General features: G+C 71.6%; 21 protein-coding genes. 8 read left to right on the top strand and 13 right to left on the bottom strand.

Annotated elements, in window-relative coordinates; genetic code table 11:
- Positions 1-77 precede the first annotated feature (77 nt).
- Positions 78-1,535, bottom strand: coding sequence for an amidophosphoribosyltransferase (gene purF, locus ACIPV1_RS12775; protein WP_111085568.1), 1,458 nt, complete (start codon positions 1,533-1,535; stop codon positions 78-80).
- A 73-nt stretch (positions 1,536-1,608) separates the two neighbouring features.
- Here purF and purM point away from each other — a divergent pair, with 73 nt between their 5' ends.
- Positions 1,609-2,706 (top strand): phosphoribosylformylglycinamidine cyclo-ligase, encoded by a 1,098-nt coding sequence (purM, locus tag ACIPV1_RS12770; RefSeq protein WP_159573606.1) that lies wholly within the window; start codon positions 1,609-1,611, stop codon positions 2,704-2,706.
- A 242-nt stretch (positions 2,707-2,948) separates the two neighbouring features.
- Here purM and ACIPV1_RS12765 read toward each other — a convergent pair whose 3' ends face one another.
- A complete protein-coding gene (locus ACIPV1_RS12765) occupies positions 2,949-3,167 on the bottom strand; it encodes a DUF3073 domain-containing protein (protein ID WP_111085566.1) in 219 nt (72 codons plus the stop codon).
- 158 nt (positions 3,168-3,325) lie between these two features.
- Between ACIPV1_RS12765 and ACIPV1_RS12760 the strand changes: the two genes are divergently transcribed.
- Positions 3,326-4,441, top strand: a complete 1,116-nt coding sequence (locus ACIPV1_RS12760; protein WP_402726534.1) for an NAD(P)-binding domain-containing protein — start codon at positions 3,326-3,328, stop codon at positions 4,439-4,441.
- A gap of 101 nt (positions 4,442-4,542) precedes the next feature.
- Here ACIPV1_RS12760 and ACIPV1_RS12755 read toward each other — a convergent pair whose 3' ends face one another.
- The 4 genes from ACIPV1_RS12755 to ACIPV1_RS12740 all read right to left on the bottom strand — a co-directional run bounded on the left by ACIPV1_RS12755 (position 4,543) and on the right by ACIPV1_RS12740 (position 8,379).
- Positions 4,543-4,983, bottom strand: coding sequence for a DoxX family protein (locus ACIPV1_RS12755; protein ID WP_123671966.1), 441 nt, complete (start codon positions 4,981-4,983; stop codon positions 4,543-4,545).
- A 109-nt stretch (positions 4,984-5,092) separates the two neighbouring features.
- Positions 5,093-5,338 (bottom strand): DUF3072 domain-containing protein, encoded by a 246-nt coding sequence (locus ACIPV1_RS12750; RefSeq protein ID WP_123937528.1) that lies wholly within the window; start codon positions 5,336-5,338, stop codon positions 5,093-5,095.
- A gap of 54 nt (positions 5,339-5,392) precedes the next feature.
- Positions 5,393-6,148, bottom strand: a complete 756-nt coding sequence (locus tag ACIPV1_RS12745; RefSeq protein WP_111085562.1) for a hypothetical protein — start codon at positions 6,146-6,148, stop codon at positions 5,393-5,395.
- A gap of 11 nt (positions 6,149-6,159) precedes the next feature.
- Complete coding sequence (locus tag ACIPV1_RS12740; RefSeq protein WP_123937529.1) at positions 6,160-8,379, bottom strand: APC family permease; 2,220 nt, start codon at positions 8,377-8,379, stop codon at positions 6,160-6,162.
- Between the two features lie 130 nt (positions 8,380-8,509).
- Between ACIPV1_RS12740 and ACIPV1_RS12735 the strand changes: the two genes are divergently transcribed.
- Positions 8,510-9,298 (top strand): MerR family transcriptional regulator, encoded by a 789-nt coding sequence (locus ACIPV1_RS12735; protein WP_123937530.1) that lies wholly within the window; start codon positions 8,510-8,512, stop codon positions 9,296-9,298.
- A gap of 158 nt (positions 9,299-9,456) precedes the next feature.
- On the opposite strand, the gene ACIPV1_RS12730 is transcribed toward ACIPV1_RS12735, so the two are convergent.
- The 3 genes from ACIPV1_RS12730 to ACIPV1_RS12720 all read right to left on the bottom strand — a co-directional run bounded on the left by ACIPV1_RS12730 (position 9,457) and on the right by ACIPV1_RS12720 (position 11,743).
- Complete coding sequence (locus tag ACIPV1_RS12730) at positions 9,457-10,038, bottom strand: PadR family transcriptional regulator (protein ID WP_123937531.1); 582 nt, start codon at positions 10,036-10,038, stop codon at positions 9,457-9,459.
- Positions 10,035-10,955, bottom strand: a complete 921-nt coding sequence (locus tag ACIPV1_RS12725) for a DUF4097 domain-containing protein (protein WP_260154556.1) — start codon at positions 10,953-10,955, stop codon at positions 10,035-10,037. Before ACIPV1_RS12725 ends, ACIPV1_RS12730 begins: the two co-directional genes overlap by 4 nt.
- Before the next feature lie 134 nt (positions 10,956-11,089).
- Positions 11,090-11,743 carry a YitT family protein gene (locus tag ACIPV1_RS12720; protein ID WP_402726533.1) on the bottom strand — a complete coding sequence of 218 codons (654 nt, stop codon included), beginning with the start codon at positions 11,741-11,743 and terminating at the stop codon, positions 11,090-11,092.
- Positions 11,744-11,804: 61 nt separating this feature from the next.
- On the opposite strand from ACIPV1_RS12720, the gene ACIPV1_RS12715 reads away from it, so the two are divergent.
- The 3 genes from ACIPV1_RS12715 to ACIPV1_RS12705 all read left to right on the top strand — a co-directional run bounded on the left by ACIPV1_RS12715 (position 11,805) and on the right by ACIPV1_RS12705 (position 17,344).
- The gene (locus ACIPV1_RS12715) at positions 11,805-13,256 is read left to right on the top strand and encodes a PLP-dependent aminotransferase family protein (RefSeq protein WP_123937533.1); all 1,452 of its coding nucleotides are present in this window, start codon (positions 11,805-11,807) and stop codon (positions 13,254-13,256) included.
- Positions 13,257-13,350: 94 nt separating this feature from the next.
- Positions 13,351-14,037, top strand: coding sequence for a DUF6518 family protein (locus ACIPV1_RS12710; protein ID WP_123937534.1), 687 nt, complete (start codon positions 13,351-13,353; stop codon positions 14,035-14,037).
- Positions 14,038-14,089: 52 nt separating this feature from the next.
- Entirely contained in the window at positions 14,090-17,344 is a 3,255-nt protein-coding gene (locus ACIPV1_RS12705) for an efflux RND transporter permease subunit (protein WP_123937535.1), read from the top strand.
- Here the strand turns inward: ACIPV1_RS12705 and ACIPV1_RS12700 are convergent.
- Complete coding sequence (locus ACIPV1_RS12700; protein WP_123937536.1) at positions 17,341-17,637, bottom strand: hypothetical protein; 297 nt, start codon at positions 17,635-17,637, stop codon at positions 17,341-17,343. The genes ACIPV1_RS12705 and ACIPV1_RS12700 overlap by 4 nt on opposite strands.
- A gap of 285 nt (positions 17,638-17,922) precedes the next feature.
- A complete protein-coding gene (locus ACIPV1_RS12695) occupies positions 17,923-18,933 on the bottom strand; it encodes an alpha/beta hydrolase (RefSeq protein WP_123937537.1) in 1,011 nt (336 codons plus the stop codon).
- Between the two features lie 175 nt (positions 18,934-19,108).
- Between ACIPV1_RS12695 and ACIPV1_RS12690 the strand changes: the two genes are divergently transcribed.
- Together ACIPV1_RS12690 and ACIPV1_RS12685 are read left to right on the top strand one after the other, a co-directional pair.
- The gene (locus ACIPV1_RS12690; RefSeq protein WP_260154559.1) at positions 19,109-19,963 is read left to right on the top strand and encodes a PPK2 family polyphosphate kinase; all 855 of its coding nucleotides are present in this window, start codon (positions 19,109-19,111) and stop codon (positions 19,961-19,963) included.
- Between the two features lie 268 nt (positions 19,964-20,231).
- Positions 20,232-22,346, top strand: coding sequence for a DEAD/DEAH box helicase (locus tag ACIPV1_RS12685; protein ID WP_123937538.1), 2,115 nt, complete (start codon positions 20,232-20,234; stop codon positions 22,344-22,346).
- Between the two features lie 150 nt (positions 22,347-22,496).
- Here the strand turns inward: ACIPV1_RS12685 and ACIPV1_RS12680 are convergent, their stop codons facing one another.
- The gene (locus ACIPV1_RS12680) at positions 22,497-23,006 is read right to left on the bottom strand and encodes a DinB family protein (RefSeq protein ID WP_123937539.1); all 510 of its coding nucleotides are present in this window, start codon (positions 23,004-23,006) and stop codon (positions 22,497-22,499) included.
- Positions 23,007-23,042: 36 nt separating this feature from the next.
- A complete protein-coding gene (locus ACIPV1_RS12675) occupies positions 23,043-23,585 on the bottom strand; it encodes a MarR family winged helix-turn-helix transcriptional regulator (protein WP_123937540.1) in 543 nt (180 codons plus the stop codon).
- Between the last annotated feature and the right edge of the window lie 10 nt (positions 23,586-23,595).

Genomic DNA, 23,595 nt, shown 5'->3' with positions numbered 1-23,595 from the left:
CCGCTTCCAGACGGGAGGCCCGTGGCGACACCGCCACGGGCCTCCCGTCTGTCAGGTGGGTGCGTCTCGGACGCGACCTAGCTGAGCTGGTTCGCCTCGACCCAGGACAGGTACTCCGGGCTCACGGTGCCCGTGACGTACTCGCCCGTGAAGCAGCTCATCTCGAGGTCGGTCACGTCGGAGCCCTCGATGATGGCGTCCCGCATGTCGCCGATCTCCTGGTAGATAAGGTGATCGCTGCCGAGCACGCGGTTGATCTCCGGGATCTTCCGGTCGTGTGCGATGAGCTCGTCGCGCGTCGGCATGTTGATGCCGTACACGTGCGGGAACCGGACCGGGGGAGCGGCGCTCGTGAAGGTGACCTCGTTCGCACCGGCGGCGCGGGCCATCTCCACGATCTCCTTGCTCGTCGTGCCGCGCACGATCGAGTCGTCGACGATCAGGATGTTCTTGCCCTTGAACTCCGACGACATCGCGTTGAGCTTCTGCCGGACGGACCGCTTGCGCTCCGCCTGGCCCGGCATGATGAAGGTCCGGCCGACGTAGCGGTTCTTGTAGAAGCCCTCGCGGTACTCGATGCCGAGCTTCCGCGCGACCTGCATCGCGGCCGGCCGGGACGAGTCCGGGATCGGCATCACGACGTCGATGTCACCGGTCGGCGCGTACTGCTCGATGGTGTCCGCCAGCCGGTTGCCGAGACGCAGGCGGGCGTCGTAGACCGAGATGCCGTTCATGACCGAGTCGGGACGGGCCAGGTACACGTACTCGAACGAGCACGGCACGAGCCGCGGGTTCTTCGCGCACTGCCGGGCGTGCATCTGCCCGTTCATCTCGATGAAGATCGCCTCGCCCGGGGCGACGTCGCGGACGATCTCGTAGCCGCCGGACTCGAGCACCAGCGACTCGCTCGCGACGACCCACTCGGGCTGGCCGGCCTCGTCGAACTTGTGGCCGAGGATGAGCGGCCGGATGCCGAACGGGTCGCGGAAGGCCAGGAGCCCGTGGCCGGCGATCGTGGCGATCGTGGCGTACGAGCCCTCGACCCGCTCGTGCACGCGCTCGACGGCGTCGAAGACCTGCCCGGGGTCGAGGTCGGTCCCGCGGACCTGTCCCTGCAGCTCGTGCGCCAGCACGTTCACCAGGAGCTCGGTGTCCGACGTGGTGTTGAGGTGCCGACGGTCGATGTCGAAGAGTTCACGCGTCAGTTCCCGCGTGTTGGTGAGGTTGCCGTTGTGGACGAGGACGATGCCGTACGGCGCGTTCACGTAGAACGGCTGTGCTTCTTCCTCGTTGCTCGCCGCGCCCTTGGTGGCGTAGCGCACGTGGCCGAGGCCCATGGTGCCGAGGAGGGCGCGCATGTCACGGGTTCGGAACGACTCCCGCACGTGGCCGCGGGTCTTGTGCATGTGGTGCACGTGACCCTCGACCGTGGCGATGCCCGTCGAGTCCTGCCCGCGGTGCTGCAGGAGGAGCAGTGCGTCGTAGATGGATTGGTTGGCGGGGCCCTGTGCAACGAGGCCGACGATGCCGCACATTCGCGGGTGTGCTCCAGACCGTAGAATCGGGGGGTACCGAACAAGTCTGCCATGTCACCGCGAAGGACTCCGCATGCCCAACCCGTACGCCGAAGCCGGAGTGGACACCGCTGCCGGTGACCTGGCCGTCGAACTCATGAAGTCCGCAGTCGCGGCGACGCACAACAGCCACGTGCTGGGCGGCGTGGGCGGCTTCGCCGGACTCTACGACGTGTCCTTCCTGAAGGACTTCTCACACCCGCTGCTCGCGACCTCGACCGACGGCGTCGGCACCAAGGTCGCCATCGCCCAGGCGATCGACAAGCACGACACCATCGGGCAGGACCTGGTCGGCATGGTCGTCGACGACATCGTGGTGGTCGGTGCGAAGCCGCTGTTCATGACCGACTACATCGCCTGCGGGCGCGTCGTGCCGAACCGCATCGCCGACATCGTCGCCGGGATCGCCCGCGGCTGCTCGGCGACGGGCACCGCGCTGGTCGGTGGCGAGACCGCCGAGCACCCCGGGCTGCTCGGCCCGGACGACTACGACGTGGCCGGCGCCGCGACCGGTGTCGTCGAGGCCGGTTCGCAGCTCGGCGCCCACCTGGTGCAGGACGGCGACGTCGTGCTCGCCATCGAGTCCTCCGGGCTGCACTCGAACGGGTACTCGCTCGTCCGGCACATCCTGGCGTCGCGCGGGGTCGGGTACACCGACCAGCTGGCCGAGTTCGGCGGCGTCTCGGTCGGCGAAGCCCTGCTCGAGCCCACCCGCCTGTACACGACGCCGCTGCTGGAGCTGCTCGAGCAGCACCCGGGCGCCGTGCACTCCCTGTCGCACGTGACCGGTGGTGGCATCGCGGCGAACCTGGCACGCGTGCTGCCCGTCGGCTCGTGGATCGAGGTCGACCGCTCGACCTGGCAGCCGCTCCCCGTCTTCCGCGTGCTCGCCGACATGGCAGGCACGCCGATCGAGGACACCGAGGGCACCTGGAACCTGGGCATCGGCATGTTCGCCGTGGTGTCCGCCAGCGCCGCGGTGGACGTCATCGAGTCGCTCGGTGTCGCCGGGATGCCCGCGTGGCCGGTCGGCACGATCGCCACGTCGGCCCGCGACCTGTCCGGCTTCGAGCAGGGTGCCAAGGGTGTCGACGGTGGCGCGGTGCGGCTCGTCGGGAGCTACGCCGCCTGACCCTGCCGGCCACGCCCGTCACGCAGGCCGCGTGGCGGGCGTTCGTCGTGCCTCCAGGCCGCACGACCTGCCGTCAGGTGTCCGCCGAGTGGCCACGAAGTGCCGCTCGGTCCGGCCGCGGGCGGCACTTCGCGACCACTCGGCGTTCCCCGCGTGGGGAGTCGGGGCCGGTCCGCGTCATCCGCGTGGGCACGCAGAAACGCCGCGCTGCCCGGAGGCGCGCGGCGTGACGGCTGTGCCGGTCAGGCGGACTTGTTCTGGTCCGCCTCGGTCTCGAACTCGTCGGATTCGTCTGCCGCTTCGGGACCGTACTGGTCCGCCCAGCGGTCGACGAGATCGTCATCGGAGTGTTGTCCGGCGGAGAGCTCCTGCTCGAGTGCACCGTAGTTCGTCTGCGGGCTGAAGTACTTCAGCTCACGGGCGACCTTGGTGTGCTTCGCCTTTTGACGGCCGCGCCCCATGCGTGACCCCCTCGTTCGGCTCTGGTCCGGTCCTGGCGAATGACGGAAGATCACTCGGGGAACCAGACGGTTCGTGGTTTGAAATCTGCCGATCACTCTACCATGTACCTCGATCTGGACGTCGCCGCGACGGCTCCGCGCACAGGAGAATCGAAGTGATGACCGAACCCCTCGAGAACGCAGCCGACCAGTCCGCCCGTGTCGTCGTCATCGGTGCGGGGCAGGCCGGACTGTCGGTGGGATACCACCTGCGCCGCCTGGGGCTCGTGCCCGGCACCGACCTGGTGCTGCTCGATCGGGCCCCGAGCACGGGTGGCGCCTGGCAGTTCCGGTGGGAGGCCCTTCGGCTCGGCGCGGCGCACCGCGTGCACGACCTGCCGGGGATGCGGGCGATGGGGCTCCAGTTCGACGACGCCGATCGGTCACGACCCGCCCGGGACGTCGTGGGGGAGTACTACCGGCGGTTCGAGCAGCACTACGACCTGCGGGTCCGGCGTCCGGTCTCGGTGCCGTCGGTCTCGCGCACCGCGGACGGCCGACTGTGCGTCACGACCCGCTCCGCCGACGGCACCGAGACCCGGATCCGCGCCGACGTCGTGGTGAACGCATCGGGCACGTGGGGCACGCCGTTCGTGCCGTGGTACCCGGGCCGAGGCGCGTTCCGCGGACGACAGCTCGACACGACCGAGTACCGCAGCGCCGCGGAGTTCGCCCGGCAGGACGTCGTCGTGGTCGGCGGCGGGACGAGTGCCATCGGTTTCCTGCTCGAACTCGACGGTGTCGCCCGGTCGACCCACTGGTTCACCCGACGGCCGATGGTGTGGGCGGACTCGTCGTCGCTCGACCTCGAGTCGGCGGTCGCAGCGGTCGACGAGCAGGACCGTGCCGCCCGTGCCGGCGAGGTGCTGCCGAGCATCGTGAGCGGCACGGGCGTGCCGGTCTCGCGGCGGATCCGCGCGGGCATCGACCGCGGCGTCCTGCGCGACCAGCCGATGTTCACCCGGATGGACGAGACCGGCGTGGTGACGGCCGACGGCACGCACGTGCACGCCGACGCGGTGCTCTGGGCGACCGGGTTCCGGCCCGACCTGCGGCACCTCGCGCCGCTGCACCTGCGGACCGCGGCCGGCGGGGTCGTCGTGGCGGACGGGCGCTCGGTCGACGAGCCGCGGTTGTTCCTGGCGGGCTACGGGCCGCAGGCGTCGACGATCGGGGCGAACCGGGCCGGACGGCTCATCGCCCGCCAGGTGATGGACGTGCTCGCCGCCGCGTGAGCCGCTCCGCCTGGTGCGAGGTTGACCACCCGGTGCGAGGTTCTTTCGGCGCACCGAGTGATCAACCTCGCACCAGGGGGCGCAGGGCCCCGCACCGCGGGTCAGGCGGGCAGGGGCTCCTGCACGCCACGACGGCGACGGGACGACGCCAGGAACACGGCGTCGAGCGAGAACCGCCCCGGGCCGGTCAGCGCCACGACGAGCGAACCGACCGCCAGGACGAGCACGTACTCGAAGCCGCCGTCCTGCGAGTAGAAGCCGGACGACGCGTGCGCGAGCAGCCCCGCGACGACCATGTCGACGGCGAGCAGGACGCCCACGACGCGGGTCGCGACGCCGAGCACGAGCAGCACGCCGCCGACGAGTTCGAGGCCCGCCACCAGGGGCGCGGCGACGTCGGCGAGCGGGACACCCATGCCGGAGAAGCCCTGGGCCACGTTCGGGATGCCCTGGGCGAACTTCTGCGCGCCGTGGGCGATGAACACCACCCCGAGGACGATGCGGAGCGCGGTCAGGCCGATGGAGGTCGATGTCGTTCGCATGGCCACGAAGCTAACCGGTGACACGTCATCGATGCCCCTCGTCCGGGGGTCTGCCCGGACATCACCAGAACATGCCCAGGCTGGGGTCCGCCGAAGGGCGGACCCGCTCTCAGGAACCCGTGGTGTCGGTGCCGCGGCCGGTCTGCTGCTGCAGGCGGTCGATGTGCTCCGAGGCCTCGGCCTTGGTCAGGTCAGCGGAGAGCTCCTCGCCGGCTTCACGGGCCAGGGTGTCGAGGTAGCTGCGCTGGGGTCCGGTCATCGGCTCGTCACCGGTGACCCACTGCTCGGGGTCCTTCCTCGCGTCGGTCGACGGGTCCGGACGGGCGCCGCCGAGGGTCTCTTCTGCATCACTCATGCCGAGGACGCTACGCCGCACCTCCGACGCACCCCGCAGACGGTGTGTCCCCCGTCAGACCGGCGTGGCCGAGTACCGCACCAGGTCCGGGCCGACCGCACTCGTGGCGATCGGCACGGTCCGTCCCTCGCGACGGACCCAGATCGTCGCGGCCTGCTCGTCGATCCGCTCGACCTCGTGCAGCGAGCCGTCGAGCAGCACGGTCGCGGACACCACGACCCGGCCGCTGGACGGCCGCGGGGGCAGACCGGGGACGTCGTCGTCGTACGCCGCGTACTCGCCGGGCTGCAGGAACGGGGACACCGGAGCGGTCACGACCTCGAAGCCCTCGTCGACCTCGGCGACCGCCACGAGCCGCACCGCCTGGTCCGTCGGCAGGGGGACGTCGACCACCCAGGGCGCCTCGGAACCGGCCAGTGCGCGGAAGGCGGGCCGACCGTCGGGGGCGAGCCGTGCCTCCAGGCCGTCGATCCGGACCCGTCCGCGACCGCGCGAATCGGCGTAGAGACCGGGCTCGATGCCGGACTGCCGCGCCTCGAGCCGGGTGATGACCACGCGGTCCGGGCGGTACCAGTCGCGCAGCGTCGACGGGTCGACCCACCCGACGCTGGGGACGCCGCGCGACAGCGCTGCCGACTCGTCGGCGGCGCGCTCGTCGAGCGCACCCAGGGGGTGTTCGCCGCGCACCGCGACGAGTCCTTCGTGGCGGCTGCCCGCGACGGGCTCGTGGTCCAGCACCTCGACGCGCTTCGACACCTTGCCGCCGTGGCCGTCGAACGTGGCGAACGTCCGCAGGTCGGTGATCGTCATGACGTCAGATGCTACGACTCGTCGCCCCGACGCGGCGAGGTCGGCACGAGCGCGTGCAGCTCACCGGTGCACTGCGCGGGGTCGACGCCCTCGGCGGGACCGGCCGGTCGGGTCGCGCGACGCGGCTGCAGGCTGTTCCGCTGCGCGGACCGGGCCAGGCGATCATCGACGACACCGTCGACCGGCGCTCCGGCCGAGCCGGCGAGGGACCGGCGGAGCGGGGGCCGCACGGGCTCGCCGCGACGTTCCTGGCCGGGGAGCGGACGCGACCGGCGGCCGTACAGCAGCTCGGACGAGTCGAGCAGCCACGGCACCAGCGCCACGGTGACGCCGTGCACGAGCAGGAGCTTCTTGCGGATGCGACGACCGCGGTGGTTGTGGAGCAGGCCCTCCCACCAGTGACCGACGATGAAGATCGGGGTGTAGACGGTGACGACCTCGGAGCCGTGCTCGAGCCGGTGCGCCTTGATGTACTTGATGAGCGGCATCGAGATGTCGCGGTACGGACTCGGCACGATGGTCAACGGCATCCGGATGCCGTACTCGGCCCACTGGTCGCGCAGGTTCTGGGCGTCGGCGTCGTCGATCGCGACGTGGACCGCCTCGCAGCTGGCGTGCTCGGCGGCGATCGCGTAGTCGAGGGCCTTCAGCACGGGCTTCTGCAGCTTGTTCACGAGCACGACGGCGTGGTCGCCGGTGGCACCGAACTCGGTCTCGACGTCGGCCTCGATCTCGTGCGAGACGTCGCGGTAGTAACGGTTCACGCCGAGCATGAGCACGTACAGGATCGGCATGATCAGGAACACGAGCCAGGCGCCGTGCGTGAACTTGGTGATCGTGACGATGACCAGGACGACGAGGGTGAACGTGGCGCCGATCGCGTTGATGGTGCGGGAGCGCACCACCTGCGCGCGGTTGACGGACGGATCGGCGGTGCCGGCCCGGTCCGCGCGCAGCAGTCGCGTCCAGTGCACGACCATGCCCGTCTGCCCGAGGGTGAACGACACGAAGACGCCGATGATGTAGAGCTGGATGAGGCTCGTGACGTTCGCCCGGTACACCACGAGCAGCGCCGCGGCGACGAGCGCCAGGACGATGACGCCGTTCGAGTAGATGAGCCGGTCGCCGCGCGTCGACAGGGCCTTGGGGGCGTACGAGTCGCGGGCCAGGATCGAGCCGAGCAGCGGGAACCCGTTGAACGCCGTGTTCGCGGCGAGGAGCAGGACCGCGGCCGTCGTCGCCTGGATGACGAAGAACAGCACCGAGTTGTCACCGAACGTCGCCGCCGCGATCTGGGCGATGAGGGAGCGCTGCGGCGTCGTGGCGCAGTCCGCGAACCCCTGCAGGTCGCAGGCGCGTTCGGCGTAGTGCACGCGGGACACGAGCGCGAGCGTGATGAGCCCGATGAACAGGACGATCGCGATGCCGCCCATCGCCACCAGGGTCGCCTGCGCGTTCTTGATCTTCGGGCGTCGGAAGGCCTGCACGCCGTTCGCGATGGCCTCGACGCCGGTCAGGGCCGAGCAGCCGGAGGCGAAGGCCCGGAGGAGCAGCAGGATGAACGCCGCCTGCGTCGTGTGCTCGACGTTGTCGACGGTGTACCCGGCGGACTCGGCGACCGGGGCGTGCCCGGCGGCGACGCGGACCAGGCCGGTGACGACCATCACGAAGACCGACGCCACGAACAGGTAGGTGGGGATGGCGAACGCCTTGCTCGACTCCCGCACGCCGCGCAGGTTCGTGGCGGCGAGGAGCACGACGAACACGAGCGCGAGTTCGACGCGGACGTCGTTCAGCATCGGCAGCGCCGAGATGATGTTGTCCACGCCGGAGGCCACCGACACCGCGACCGTCATGACGTAGTCGACGAGCAGCGCACTCGCGACGACCAGCCCGGCCTTCTCGCCGAGGTTCCGGTGCGCGACCTCGTAGTCGCCGCCGCCGGACGGGTACGCCTTGATGAGCTGTCGGTAGGACGCGACGACCACCACGAGCAGCAGCACGACGAGCGCGGCCACCCACGGTGCGAAGGTCAGGAACGACATCCCGCCGAGCAGCAGGATCATCAGGAGTTCCTGCGGTGCGTACGCGACGGAGGACAGCGGGTCACTCGCGAAGATCGGCAGTGCCAGGTGCTTCGGGAGGAGCTGTCCTTCGAGCTTCTCAGAGGGGAGCGGATCCCCGATCAGTCGCGCTTTCAGCGACCGGACCTCGTTCGTCACGAGCGGCAAACCTACTCAGTTCCGGGCGGGAGTCAACACGGGTCCCCGGGCGGTCATTCCCGGTCGGTCGCGTGTCGTCGACTCCGCACCCCGATCACCCCTTGCGGTTGACGTGGCGTCAACCTCTACGGTGGGCTGCATGAGGGATCCGTCAGACATCGCCACGGAAGCTGCGAAAGCACCCCACGGCATCGCCGACGTGGCGCGATCCGCCGGGGTGTCGAGCCGCACGCTCCGCCACTACGACGCCATCGGGCTGCTGCCGGCCACCGCCGTCGGCGACGGCGGACTCCGCCGCTACGACGACCGGGCACTCGTCCGGCTGCAGCGCATCCTGCTGCTGCGCGGCCTCGGCCTCGGGCTGCCCGACATCCGCCGGGTCCTCGACGGCGAGCAGGACGACGTCGCCGCCCTCACCGCGCACGTCGCCTGGCTCGAACGCGAGCGGGACCGCCTCGCCCGGCAGCTCGCCGCCGTGCGCACCACCATCACCAGGATCGAGAACGGGGACACCATGAACGCCACGGACACCTTCGACGGGTTCGACCAGACCCGCTTCAAGCACGAGGTCGAGGAGCGCTGGGGAGCGGACGCCTGGCAGCGCGGCACCGCCTGGTGGGACGCGAAGGACACCGCAGGCAAGCAGGCGTTCCAGGACGAGCTGCGCGCGATCGCCCAGGCCGCCGCAGCGCTCGCCGCGTCGGGCGACGGCCCGGACTCACCGGCCGCGCAGGCACTGGCGCGGCGGCAGTTCGCGTGGCTCGCCGAGTCGACGCCGCCGGCGGACCTCACCGCGGAGCGGTTCCGGACCCTCGCCGAGATGTACGTGCACGACGAGCGGTTCGCGCACGCCTACGACTGGGCCGGAGCGGGTGCGGCACGTGCGCTGCGCGACGCGATGGTCGCGTTCGCCGAACGCGGGCTGTAGCGCGCCGACCGCGGGCCGTCGTGCGCAGACGGAACCAGGTTCCGGTCACGACACCACGGATCGGCGTGATGCTGTGTCCGGAACCTGGTTCCGTGGGTGGGGCGGTGCGACGGGCGGCCGGGAGGCTCTGGTCGCGACCGCCTGTCGGCCGCGGGCCGTCAGAGCGACTTGCGCAGGGCCTCCAGGCCGTCACGCAGGCGCGTCACGGTGTCCGCACGGAGCGTGCCGCGGGTCGCACGTCGGCGCAGGTCCGCGCGGACCTGCTGCCGGAACGACGACAGCGCCATCTCGAGCTCGCGCAGGGCGCGGGCGCTCTCCGACGGGACCGAGACGGGCTCCTCGTGGGAACCGGTGCCGGGGCTCTCCGCCGAGGCGGCGAGGTCGGCTCGGAGGGACCGCATCGCCTCGCCGACCGAGGCGCGGACGCCGTCGGCCAGGGACTTCACCGAGTCGGCGACCCCGGACTCGACCGCGGCGATCTCGTCGGCACGGGCCGCGAGTTCGGTGCGGCCGGCCTCGGTGATCGCGTAGACGGTCTTGCGGCCGTCGGCGGTCTTCGAGACGAGGCTCTCTTCCTCGAGCTTCGCGAGCCGCGGGTACACGGTGCCGGCGCTCGGCACGTAGGTGCCGCCGAACCGGTCGCCGAGGGCCTGGATGAGCTCGTAGCCGTGCATCGGGTGGTCCGCCAGCAGCACGAGCAGGTACAGGCGGAGGTGGCCGTGGGCGAAGACGGGGCTCATGCGGGCACCTCGCCGTCGTTGGTCGGCACCGTCGGGGGCACGGACGCCGTCGGGGGCACGGGCGCCGTCGGGGGGACCGGCGCCGTCGGGGGTGCCGGGGGTGCGGTCGGCTCGGTGGCGACCGGCGGGGCGTGCAGCACCGCGATGTCGCCGGAGACCGAGTTCACGCGCAGGTCCAGCCACTGGCCGGCCAGCTCGCCACCCTGCTTGACGTACGAGCCGCGCACACCGCGGATCTCGGAGTCGTCGAACTGCAGCTTGCCGGACGCCGTGCTGACGGTGCACTGGTAGGCGACACCGTCCTCGAGCCGGACGCTCACGCCACCCGAGACCGTGTTGACGCGCGCCGACTCCGGCACGCCGTGCAGGTCGAGCACGACGTCCGCCGAGACCCCGTCCGCCTGGAACCGCGGGATCTCGCCCGTGGCCACGACGTCACCCGAGACCGTGTGGACCGTCAGGGCGCCGTCGAGTTCGCGGATGGTCGTCGCGCCCGAGACGGCGTTGACCGTGACGTCGCCGGCGACACCGTCGACCACGAGGTCACCGGACACCGTGTTGAGCATCGCGCCGCGGTTCGTGCCGGACAGCAGTGCACCCGCCGACACGACGCCGAGGTGCACCGAGGCGTCGCGGGGGACGAGGATGCTGACGTCCGCGTGGGCCTTGCCGCGGAACGACTTCAGGAACCCGATGGGGTCGTCCCACCGGATCTGCGGGTGGTCGACGGTGAGCGTGTCGCCGTCGACCTCGATCTTCAGCTGCTTGCCGGACACGCTGTGGACCTCGACCCGTGCGGTGGGTTCGTCATGTGCCACGACGTCCACCTGACCACCGACGAGTCCGACACGGAGTGTGCGGACGATGCCGGTGTCGATGACCTTGGGCTCGTCGACGAGCCACTTCTCCTGCGTCATGTTGCTTCCTCCAACTCGCGATGTATCGCGTCTGTGGAGGTCACGCTATATCGCGACTCGACGCGGCGCAAGGATGCCGGGCGGATGGTGAGCAGAAATGGTCGGGTGGGGCCCTGCGACCCGACCATTCCTGCTCACGAAGCGTGCGCGACGGAGGTGGGGCGGGCCTCCCGGACGACCCGTCGCTCCGGGCTCCACGGGAACCGGCGGAAGAACGGCATGAGTGGCTGCACCATCGGACCGATCGCGAAGGCGGTGATGACGGTGCCGGCGCCGACGTTCCCGCCGAGGATCCACCCGACGATGACGACCGACACCTCCACCAGGGTGCGCGCGAGCCAGAGTGGCCAGCCGAGGCGCTCGTGCAGTCCGACCATCAGGCCGTCACGGGCCCCGGTGCCGAACCCCGCGCCGATGTAGAACGCCGTCGCGACGGCGAGCAGCACCAGTCCGGCGACGAACAGGGCGATCCGGGCGAGCAGCCCGGACGGCTCCGGCACGAGCCAGAGCACCAGGTCGGCGCTCGGCCCGATCGCCAGCGCGTTCAGCAGGGTGCCGATGCCCGGCTTCTGGCGCAGGGGGATCCAGAACAGCAGGATCACACCGCTCGACACGACGGTGATGACGCCGAACGACCACGGCACCACGTTCTCGAGGCCCTGCGTCAGGACGGTCCACGACGAGACGCCGACGACCGCGCGGACCTGCAGCGCGGTCGAGGCGCCGTAGAGGAACAGGCCGACGAAGAGCTGGACGAAGCGGAACGTGAGGGCGGTGCTGCGGGACATGGGTTCATCGTCGACGGGGATTGGACTGCTGGTCGAGAGCCAATCGCGCTACCGTGGACCCATGACACCCGTGCTGCTGAGTGCTCGATCTGCTGCCCTGCTGCTCACCGACTGGCGCGACGGCACCGACGCCCCCGCGTACGAGGCCCTGTCCGACGCCATCCGGGTGCTCGTCATCGACGGCCGGGTCGCGCAGGGCGTGCGACTGCCGGCGGAGCGCGGACTGGCCACCGCGCTCGGCGTCTCCCGCACGACCGTGGCGAACGCGTACGCCCGACTGCGGTCCGACGGGTTCGTCGTGTCGGTCCGTGGCTCCGGCAGCGTGGTCCACCTGCCCGCGTCCCTGATCGGTCGTCCCGACCCGGAACGGCTCGGCGGGGTGGTCGACGGCGAGCTGCTCGACCTGCGGAAGGCCGCGATGCACTCGGCGCCGGGGATGGCCGAGGCCGTCGAACGGGCGGTGCGACACGTGCCCGCGGCGCTCGCCGGCATCGGGTACGACACCGTCGGCGACCCCGGGCTCCGCGCCGCCATCGCCGACCGCTACACCGAGCGCGGGCTGGCGACCGACCCGTCCCAGGTGATCGTGACGATCGGCGCGCAGCACGCCATCGCGCTGCTCGCACGGGTGCTCGTCCGCCGCGGTGACGCCGTGCTCGTCGAGTCCCCGACCTACCCGCACGCGCACGAGGCGTTCCGCGAGGCCGGCGGACGACTCGTCGGCGTGCCCGTCGACGCGCGGACCGGGTGGGACGCCGCCGCGCTCGAGACGACCCTGCGCCGGACCGCCCCGGCCGTCGCCTACGTCATGCCCGAGCTGCACAACCCGACCGGAGCGACCATGTCCGCGTCGACCCGCCAGCTGCTGCTGTCGGTCGCGGCGTCGGTCGGCACGACGGTGGTCGCCGACGAGACGATGGGCGAGCTGCGGATCGACGGCGCGCCGTCGCTGCCGCTGGCAGCAGCGGACCCGTCGGGGGCGTCGGTCGTGATGATCGGGTCGGCCGACAAGGTCTTCTGGGGCGGCCTGCGGATCGGCTGGATCCGCGCCGCGCCGGCGCTCCTGCAGCGGCTGCTCGCCGCCCGCCCGACGGGCGACCTCGGCACCCCCGTCCTCGACCAGCTGGTCGCGCGCGAGCTGGTCCCGCGCACGGCGGCCGTCCTGGAGGCGCGGCGCGAGTACCTGCGACAGGGTCGCGACGACGTCGTGGGCGCGCTCAGGGCACGACTGCCGGAATGGGACGTCCCGTCGCCCGCAGGTGGGCTGACGACGTGGGTGGGCCTCGGGCGACCGGTGTCGAGTGCGCTCGTGCTGGCCGCGCGGTCCGAGGGGGTGGTGCTGGCGTCCGGCGGGGTGTTCGGCCCGGACGGCGGGTTCGAACGGTTCCTGCGGGTGCCGTTCACGATGGCGCCGGCGGACCGCGGTCGTCTGGTGGACGTGCTCGAACGGGCGTGGGCGCGGGTCGGTGGGGAGTCCGCCGGGGTGCGGGGGTCGCTCGCCGCGGTGGTGTGAGCAGTCGTGGGGTCATCCTCTGGGGTGATGGGCCGGGGTCGTTCTCGCTCCGTGGGGTGATGTGCGCGGCGGCGGACGACGCGATGCTGATGCCATGAACGCGACCCTGTCCGCCGGTGCTCCGGCGCCTGCTGCGTCCCCGTCGTCCGCGTCGCCGTCCGAGCCGTGCCCCGCGGTGCCGGCTCTGGTGCGCGTCACGATGGCCCTGAGCGGTGCGCTGCTCGCCGGTGTGCTGACCTCGTTCGGGCAGACCGTGCCCGCACTGTCGTCGGTCGCCAACTCGGCCGGCCCCTGGTTCCTGGTCGCCGTCGCGCTGTGCATCGGCGCCGGAGCCCGTGCCGGCCGGTTCGCCCTGCCGCTCGCGATGCTGCTCGGCGTCGTGCTGCTCGAACTCATGCACGTCGGCTACTGGGCCACGACGAACCTGCGCGGCTACCCGGACTTCCTGTCCGTCACCAACCTGTGGGTGCTGCTCGGCGTCCCCGCGGGGCTGCTCGCCGGTGCGGTCGCCGTGTTCGTCCGCTCCCGTGACGCCCGCTGGCGTGCCGGAGCCTTCGGGGTCACCGCCGCGATCCTCATCGGCGAGGGGGTGCGGGCGCTGCTGAAGGTGGTGGCCACGACCGGCCCGGTGACCTGGGTGGTCGAGATCGTCGTCGGCATCCTCGTGCTCGTCGTCGGGGTGGCCACCGCCCGGTCGTCGGTCGGCCGCGTGATCGCCCTCGGCAGCGGCGTGCTCGGCACCGTCGGCGTGCTCGGCGCGTACCTGCTGCTCGGTGGCTGATGCGACGGCCTGATGCGGACGCGCACGGGCTGCGGCTGCGAGGATCGATGACGTGCACCTCCTCTCGGTCTTCAGCCTCCGCAACCGGGCCCTCATCGCGCTCGTCACGATCGTCGTCGCGATCTTCGGTGGCATCGCGCTGTCGAACCTCAAGCAGGAGCTGATCCCGAGCGTCGAGTTCCCGCAGGTCGCGATCGTGAGCGCGTACCCGGGTGCCACGCCCGAGGTGGTGTCCAACGACGTCTCGACGAAGATCGAGCAGGGGATCCAGGCGGTCCCGGACCTCGAGTCGACCTCGGCGACCTCGTCCACCGGGCAGAGCATCGTGTCGGCCTCGTTCGACTACGGCTCCAACCTGGCCAGCGCCGAGGACAAGATCCAGACCGTCGTCAATGCACTCTCGCTGCCCGACTCCGTGCAGACCCAGATCGTGACCGGGTCGTTCGACGACCTGCCCGTCCTGCAGCTCGCGGTGTCGGCGAAGGGCGACCAGGAACAGCTCGTCGAACGGCTGAACGCCACCGCGGTGCCCGACCTCGAGAAGCTCGACGGGGTGCGGGCCGCCGACGTCTACGGCAACCCCGGTCGCCGCGTCGTCATCACCCCGGACCAGGACGACCTGGCAGCCCGGGGCCTCAGCGAGACGGCGATCTCGGACGCGCTCGACGACAACGGCACCCTGATCCCCGGCGGCACGATCACGCAGAGCGGTTCGACGCTCTCCGTGCAGACCGGCGAACGCATCGCCTCGGTCGCCGACATCGAGGACCTGCCGCTGACGGGCGGCACCTCGGCGACGACCCTCGGCGACGTCGCCACCGTCGCCATCAAGGAGTCACCGCGCACCTCGATCAGCCGCGTGAACGGCGAACAGGCACTCACCATCGCGATCACGAAGACGCAGGAGGCGAACACCGTCGACGTCTCCGAGACCGTCCGTGACGCCCTGCCCGGCATCGAGGCGAAGATCGACGGCGACCCCCGGTTCACCGTCGTGTTCGACCAGGCGCCCTTCATCCAGCAGTCGATCGACTCCCTGGCCGAGGAAGGACTGCTCGGCCTGGCCTTCGCCGTCCTCGTGATCCTGCTGTTCCTGCTGTCGGTCCGGTCGACGATCGTCACCGCGATCTCGATCCCGACGTCGGTGCTCCTCGCCGCGATCGGCATGCTGGCCGCCGGCTACACGCTCAACATCATCACGCTCGCCGGCCTGACCATCGCGATCGGCCGTGTGGTCGACGACTCCATCGTCGTGATCGAGAACATCAAGCGGCACCTGCAACCCGGCGTCGACCGGCAACGGGCGGTGCTCGACGGCGTCCGCGAGGTCGCCGGCGCCGTGACCGCGTCGACCGTGACGACCGTGGTCGTGTTCCTGCCCGTCGCGTTCGTCGCCGAGCTCGTCGGCGAACTGTTCCGGCCGTTCGCCCTGACCGTGACGATGGCGCTGGTCGCCTCGCTGCTGGTCTCCCTGACCATCGTGCCGGTGCTGGCGTACTGGTTCCTGCGCGCGCCGAAGGGGCACAAGCACGCCGGGGCGGTGCAGCCGGCCGTGTCGGGGACCGACGCCGACGGGGCGGCGGGGGCCGTGCCTCCCGTCAGCTCTGCGACGGACGGTGCACTCGCGAGTGCGGCAGACCTGCACGACGCGTCCGCACCCGACCGGCTGCGCCGCGGCTACCAGCCGGTGCTCGGGTGGGCGCTCCGCGCACCGTGGGTGGTCCTCGTGCTCGCCGTGCTCGTGCTCGGAGGGACCGCAGCGGCGCTGCCCTTCGTCAAGACGAACTACCTCGGTGACTCCGGGCAGAACACCTTCACCGTCACGCAGGACCTCGAGCCCGGCACGAGCCTGGCGTCGCAGTCCGACGCGGCACGCACCGTCGAGCGCCAGCTCCGCGCGGTCGACGGCGTCGAGACCGTCCAGACCACGATCGGCACGAGCGGCGAGTCGATCCAGGCCGCGTTCGGTGGCGGCGGCACGGCATCGGTGCAGTACTCGGTGACCACCGACGAGGGCGCCGACCAGACCCGGGTGCAGTCCGACACCCGGAAGCGACTCGACGGGCTCAAGGACCAGGGCGAGCTCACGGTCGCGTCGTCGGGTGGTGGCTTCGGCGGCAGCAGCGACATCGAGGTCGACGTCAGCGCGCCGACCCAGGCGCAGCTCCGGACCGCCGCGTCGCAGGTGCTGCGCGAGATGCGGACGGTCGACGACACCACGGGGGCGACGAGCAACCTGTCGTCGGCCGAGCCGTACCTGGCCGTCCGGGTCGACCGCGAGAAGGCGGCCGCGCTCGGGCTGACCGAGACCCAGGTCGGCGGGATCGTCGCAGCCTCGGTGTCGCCGCGCGACACCGGGACGGTCGAGATCGGCGACGCCTCGCTCGACGTCTACATCGCCGCACCCTCGCCGCCGGGGACCATCACGGCACTGCGCGCACTGTCGGTCCCGACCTCGACCGGCCCGGTGCCGCTGTCCGACGTCGCCACCGTCGAACGTGCCGAGGGGCCGACGACCGTCACCACCTCGGACGCCGTCCGCACCGCGACGATCACCGTGACCCCGGACGCGTCGAACCTCGGCGCGGCGGTGCAGTCGGTGACCACGGCGGTCGACCAGCTCGACCTGCCCAAGGGTGCGTCCGCGTCGATCGGCGGCGTCGCCTCGAGCCAGACGTCGGCGTTCAGCCAGCTGCTGCTCGCCGCCCTGGTCGCGATCCTGATCGTCTACGTGGTGATGGTCGCGACGTTCCGGAGCCTGCTCCAGCCCCTGCTGCTGCTCGTCTCGGTGCCGTTCGCGGCGACGGGCGCGATCCTGCTGCAGATCGCGTCGGGCATCCCACTCGGTGTGGCGTCGCTCATCGGCGTGCTCATGCTCGTCGGCATCGTCGTGACGAACGCGATCGTCCTCATCGACCTGGTGAACCAGTACCGGCGGCGCGGACTGCGGGTGCGCGAGGCCCTGGTCGAAGGGGCCACCCGACGACTCCGGCCCATCCTGATGACCGCACTGGCGACGATCTTCGCGCTCGTGCCGATGGCGATCGGGCTGACCGGCAAGTCCGGGTTCATCTCGCAGCCGCTGGCACTGGTCGTGATCGGCGGGCTGGTGTCCTCGACACTGCTGACGCTCGTGGTGCTGCCGGCGCTGTACTTCGTGGTCGAGCGGGCACGCGAGCGCAACGCGGACCGGATCGCCGCGGGCAAGACCCGGAAGCAGGCGCGCGCTGAGCGACGCCAGGAACGCGCGGAGCTTCGGGCGGAACGACAGCGGCGTCGAGCGGCGCGTTCCGACAGCGCGGCTTAGCGGCGGTACTCGGCGTCGATCGCGGCGAGGGGCGAGACGGCGGGACGGTCGGCACGCTCCTCGCGCTCGACGGCGCGGAACCACGACACGAGCACGCAGGTCAGCGTGACCAGGAAGACGATCCCGGCGCCCTGCGCGAACACAGCGAGGTGCCCGGTCGCGGCCGCGTACCCGCCGAAGGCCATGGTGGCGGCGAACGACAGACCGAGCAGCAACTCCGAGGAGGTCTGCAGCGCAGAACGGTCCCAGCGGGTCGCGGCGGCGCGTGCAGGGCGGGTCGAGGTGTCGGTCACCCCGGAAGTCTGCGACGTGGTGGCTGTCGGCAGTAGTCCCGACTCCGGGTGCCACCCACCCGGGGCACGCGGCAGTGCGGCTCCGCGAGCGCGCCCGCTCTGGCGTCTCTGCGAAAGCGACACTTCTCCGCCGAACATCGGCGGCACAACGTCGCTCTCGCGGCACGGACGGCCGCTCGTCGGCGAGAAGTGTCGCTTCGGCGGCACACAACCCGCCCGCGACCGAACCCGCCCGCGGCCGAACCCGCCCGCGGCCGAACCCGCGCACGGCGCCCCCGCAGCGCCTCAGCCCAGCTGGGTCCGGAAGAACGTCGCCACGCGGCGGCTCATCGCCTCGTCGAGCTGCGCGATCGAGTGCGCGGTCCCCTCGACCTGCACGAACGTGACCGGCACGTCGTGCGACCGGAGCGTCGCCGCGAACTCCTGCGACTCCCACAGCGGGATGAACTCGTCCGTCGAGTGCCCGATGAAGAACGGCGCCGTGTCCGAGGTGACGTGGTACTCCGGCGACGCCCGGGTCGCCGCCGGACACTTCGCGTAGGTCCGGCAGCCGAGGTACAGCAGCTGCTTCCGCTGGAAGGACGCGGACACCCCGTCGGCCCGGGTCGAGCGTGACGTCAGGTTCGTGGGGCCGCTCAGGTCGACGACCGCATGGATCCGGTCGCCCTCGGCGTAGGCGGCGGACTCGTGGTCGGTCACCGCGAGCATCGCCGCCAGGTTGCCGCCCGCGCTCCCGCCGAACACCCCGACCCGCTGGGAGTCGACGTCGTACGTGGAGAGCGTCGTGGGGCGGAACACGTAGTCGAGCGCCCGTCGGACGTCGTCGAGACCGGCCGGGAACGGGTCGGTGGGAGCGAGCCGGTAGTCGACGTTGAACGTGACGAAGCCCTCGGACGCCAGGTACTTGCACACCGACCGGTAGGCGGCGGTGGCCTTGTCGCCGTGCGACCAGCTGCCGCCGTGGATCATCAGCACCGCGGGCCGACCGGTGCTGGCTGCGGCCTCGGCGGGGTCGGCCGTCGGGGTGGCGGACGGCGTCGCCGTGGGGGTCGCGGTCGTCTCCGGGGCGCTGTCGGCCGGCAGGCAGACGTCGAGTCGCTGCAGCGGAGCCGTGCCGTACGGCACATCCGCGACCACGTCGATGCCGTGGTACTGCAGGGACAGCGGGTAGATGACGCTGTCCGCGGTGACCGTCGCGTTCTCGTCGCCGACGGGGTCCGTACTGCAGGACGCGACCGCGCCGAGCGCCACGACCGCGGCGACGAGCGCGAGCACTGTGCGGCGGCCGGACTTCATCGGTTCCACGGTAGCCGCACCCGAGGCCGGCCACGTCACCCCAGCGGAGGAACCCCGACCGCGCACCCGACCGCGCACCCGACCGCGCACCCGGACGGCGCCGCCCGACGGCGGAACCGACACAGTGCCAGGATGAGAGCAGGGGGCACCCGCCGCCAGGACCGCAGGAGGACCCGTGAGCCGTCGCAAGGCCTGGAACGCCGATCCCGAACCACTGCTCCGCGTCGACCAGGGCTTCCGCCTCGACCAGGTCGACCCGGATGCGACGCCGGGCTTCCCCGGCCGCAAGATCGACGGGCTCGAAGCGCTCGCCGCGGGGGCGTCCCGCCTCGCCGCCCTGCAGGAGCGGCTGTACGCGGCGTCGACCGCCGGCGACCAGCGCCGGGTGCTGCTCGTCCTGCAGGCGATGGACACCGCCGGCAAGGGCGGCATCGTCTCGCACGTCGTCGGTGCGGTCGACCCCAACGGCGTGCGGTACGCGGGCTTCAAGGCCCCGACGGCCGAGGAGCGCGAGCACGACTTCCTCTGGCGCATCGAGCGTCAGCTCCCGAGTGCCGGGCAGCTCGGCGTCTTCGACCGCTCGCACTACGAGGACGTCCTCATCCAGCGCATCCGGGCGTTCGCGGCGCCGGACGAGATCGAACGACGCTACGGCGCGATCACCGAGTTCGAGGACCGCCTCACCGCCGAGGGCACCACGATCGTCAAGGTGATGCTGCACATCTCGAAGGACGAGCAGCGCGAACGCCTCGGCGAGCGACTCGACCGCCCCGACAAGCACTGGAAGTTCAACCCGGCCGACATCGACGAGCGCCTGCTGTGGGACCGGTACCAGGACGCGTACCAGATCGTGTTCGACCAGACCTCGACCCCGCAGGCGCCCTGGTACGTCGTGCCGGCGAACCGCAAGTGGTACGCCCGCCTGGCGGTGCAGCAGCTCCTGCTCCGCGCCCTCGAGGACATGCAGCTCTCGTGGCCGAAGGCGGACTTCGACGTGGCCGAGCAACGACAGCGGCTCGCCGAGTCCTGACCGACGGGCCGGCCGGGAGGCACGGGCCGGGTCCGGCTCGCGGCCGTCCGTCGACGACGGGGCTGGCATCAGAGCGCGGGGTCGCGTAGACTCGCTCGGTCGGCCTTCGACGCCGTGACATCGTGATCACGGGCTTTTTGTTGGGTGTGTGTTGCTCGAGGGCTGGAATCACGTCGAATCGCGACGGGATGAACCCCCTCTCCGCAAGCAGCCCCCGCCGATGTCGCTGTCGGGCGCTGCGGTTCGTTGCGCACCCGAGAAAGCAGTCATGGCTCCGTACAACAAGGGCGCGGACAACCGCGCCTCCGATCGTCCCCGCCACCCGAACGGCACCCCCGCCGCACGCAGCAGCAAGCACCGCGGGTTCCGCGCCGCCGAGCCGACCGCGCCGCGCCAGAAGCAGCGCTGGGACGCCGAGGAGCGGCGCGGCCGCTCGGCGCAGGGCGAGCGCCCCGCGCGCCCGAACTGGGAGCCCCGTGACAGCGGCGGCCAGCGCCGCCCGGAGCGTGACGACCGCGGTGGTCGCGGCTTCAACCGTGACGACCGTGCTCCCCGTCGCTTCGATCGCGACGACCGCGCCCCGCGTCGTGACAACGACGACCGTCCGCGTCGCTTCGATCGTGACGACCGTGCACCGCGCAGCTTCAACCGCGACGACCGCGCTCCCCGTCGTGACAACGACGACCGCCCGCGTCGCAGCTTCGACCGCGACGACCGCGCCCCGCGTCGTGACAACGACGACCGTCCCCGTCGTTCGTTCGACCGCGATGACCGCGCTCCGCGTCGTGACAACGACGACCGTCCCCGTCGCAGCTTCGACCGCGACGACCGTGCTCCCCGTCGCTTCGATCGCGATGATCGTGCGCCGCGTCGTGACAACGACGACCGTCCGCGTCGCTTCGATCGTGACGACCGTGCACCGCGCAGCTTCAACCGCGATGATCGTGCTCCCCGTCGTGACAACGACGACCGTCCCCGTCGCAGCTTCGACCGCGACGACCGTGCTCCCCGCAGCTTCAACCGCGATGACCGTGCGCCCCGTCGTGACAACGACGACCGCCCGCGTCGCAGCTTCGACCGCGACGACCGCAGCGCTCCCCGCCGCTCCTTCGACGAGCCGGAGCGCGGCAAGTTCGTCCCCGCCGACGACGTCAAGCTCGCGAAGCTCCAGGCCGAGTCCACCGTGGCGTCGGACGTCGAGGGCGTGACCTTCGGCGACCTCGGCATCGGCGGCAACATCTCCCGCGCCCTGCAGGAACTCGGCGCGAGCAGCCCGTTCCCGATCCAGGCCGCGACGATCCCCGACGTGATCGCCGGCAAGGACGTCCTCGGCCGTGGCCGCACGGGCTCCGGCAAGACCATCGCGTTCGGCGCCCCGCTCGTCGAGAAGCTCATGGAGCACGGCGGCGGCACGAAGCGCAAGATGGGCCGCGCCCCGCGTGCGCTCATCCTCGCGCCGACCCGCGAGCTGGCCCTGCAGATCGACCGCACGGTGCAGCCGATCGCCCGCTCGGTGGGCCTCTTCACGACGCAGATCTACGGCGGCGTGCCGTACGGCCGTCAGGAGGGTGCGCTCGAGCGTGGCGTCGACATCATCGTCGGCACCCCTGGTCGTGTGCAGGACCTCATGAACAAGGGGAAGCTCGACCTCAGCGAGGTCGTCATCTCCGTGCTCGACGAGGCCGACCACATGTGCGACCTCGGGTTCCTCGAGCCGGTGCAGGAGATCCTCTCCGCCACCGCCGAGGTCACCCCGCAGGGCAACCGTGCACAGAAGCTGCTGTTCAGCGCGACGCTCGACACCCAGGTCGCGGCGCTCGTCGAGCAGTTCCTGCACGAGCCGAGCGTGCACGAGGTCGCGGGTGAGGACCAGGCGTCCTCGACCATCGACCACCGTGTCCTCGTGGTCGAGCAGCGCGAGAAGGACCGTGTCCTCGAGGAGCTCGTCGCCGGCGACGGCAAGACGATCGTCTTCGCCCGGACCCGTGCCTACGCCGAGCGCCTCGCCGACCAGTTCGAGGACGCCGGGATCCGTGCCACGTCGCTCCACGGCGACCTGAACCAGTCGCGCCGGACCCGGAACCTGCAGCTCCTGACGAGCGGCCGGGTGAACGTGCTCGTCGCCACCGACGTCGCCGCCCGCGGCATCCACGTCGACGACGTGTCGCTCGTCGTGCAGGCGGATGCCCCGGACGACTACAAGGCGTACATGCACCGCTCCGGCCGGACGGGTCGTGCCGGCAAGGAGGGCACCGTCGTGACCCTCGTCCCGCGTGGTCGCATCCGCAAGATCGAGGGCATCCTCGAGCGTGCCGAGATCGCGGCGGACCTCGTGCAGGCCGCCCCTGGTGACGGCATCGTGTCGGAGCTCGCCGCGCGCTAGTCGCGACCACACGCACGACGGGAGGCCCGTGGCGAGCTCGCCACGGGCCTCCCGTCCGTCACATGGTGAGCAGAAATGGTCGGGTCCCGAAATCGGACCCGACCATTTCTGCTCACGAAGCGAGCACGCCCTCGCGACCGCGCGACCGCGTCAGCGGTTGAAGAACAGCAACCCGCGCACGAAGCCGGCCTGGCCGGCGTGCTGCGTGCAGTCGTCGAGGATGCTCACGAGCCGGGCACCGGCGGTGACGGGCGGGTCCCACGCGTCGTCGACCACGGGGTCGAGGTCGTCGGGGCCGAGCGTGCCGAGGTACGCGACGGTGCGGTCGTGGACGGCACGCAGGTACCCGGTGAGCAGCGCGGCCGAGGCACGCACGCGACCGACGTCGTCACGGGACATGCCGTAGCCGAGGGCCTCGGCCGGGAACGGCAGGCCGAACCGGTCGTACCAGCCGTCGGCGGTCCACACCTGCGCGGTGCCGGCGAGGTCGGCGATCTGGACGTCCTGCCCACGGGCGGTGTGCCACGCGAGCCATGCCAGGGTGTTCGCCCCGGCGGCCGGACGCGCTGCGAGTTGGTCCTCGGACAGGCCGTCGACGGCACGCTCGACGGTCTCGGGGACGCGGGAGAACGCTTCGATCAGGACTTCGGACGGTGTCATGCGCACCACGCTACGCGCGCGCCCCGACACACGAGGTCACGCGGAGCGGGCTGCGGTCTCCGCGCGCGAGTGGCGGTCGAGGGCGTCGCCGAGCCCGGCGAACGCGGCGGCGAGCCGGACTCGGTCGGCGGGGGCGACGACCTCGCGGAAGGCGTCCGAGTACACGGCGCCGATCTGCCGGGCCACCTCGGCGCCCGAGGCGGTGAGGTGCAGCAGCACGCTGCGACGGTCCTGCGGGTTCGGGCGGCGCTCGAGGTGTCCGCGCTGCTCGAGCCGGTCGACGAGCGAGGTCATGGCGCCTGTGGTGAGCTCGAGGTACTCGCCGGCCTGCTTCGGCGTGATCCCCTCGCCGTCGGCCGCGGCCAGGAAGAACACGAAGCGGGTGTCGGTGGCGTTCAGCCCGCGCACGACGCTCTCGTGGTGCAGGACGCGGGCGTGCTGCGTCTGGAGCAGGCGGAAGGCGGTGAGGAGCTTCGCGAGGTCGGTGTCCGAGTCCACGCGCTCCGGCACGGAGACGGTCGGCGACACGGGCGCGGGCGGCAGGGTGTCGGGCAGGACGGGCTGGGTGGTGTCCGTCATCGGCGGCTCT

Source organism: Curtobacterium sp. NPDC089991, assembly GCF_044748425.1.
Classification (GTDB): Bacteria; Actinomycetota; Actinomycetes; order Actinomycetales; family Microbacteriaceae; genus Curtobacterium.
This window is presented reverse-complemented; position numbering and strand designations above follow the sequence as displayed.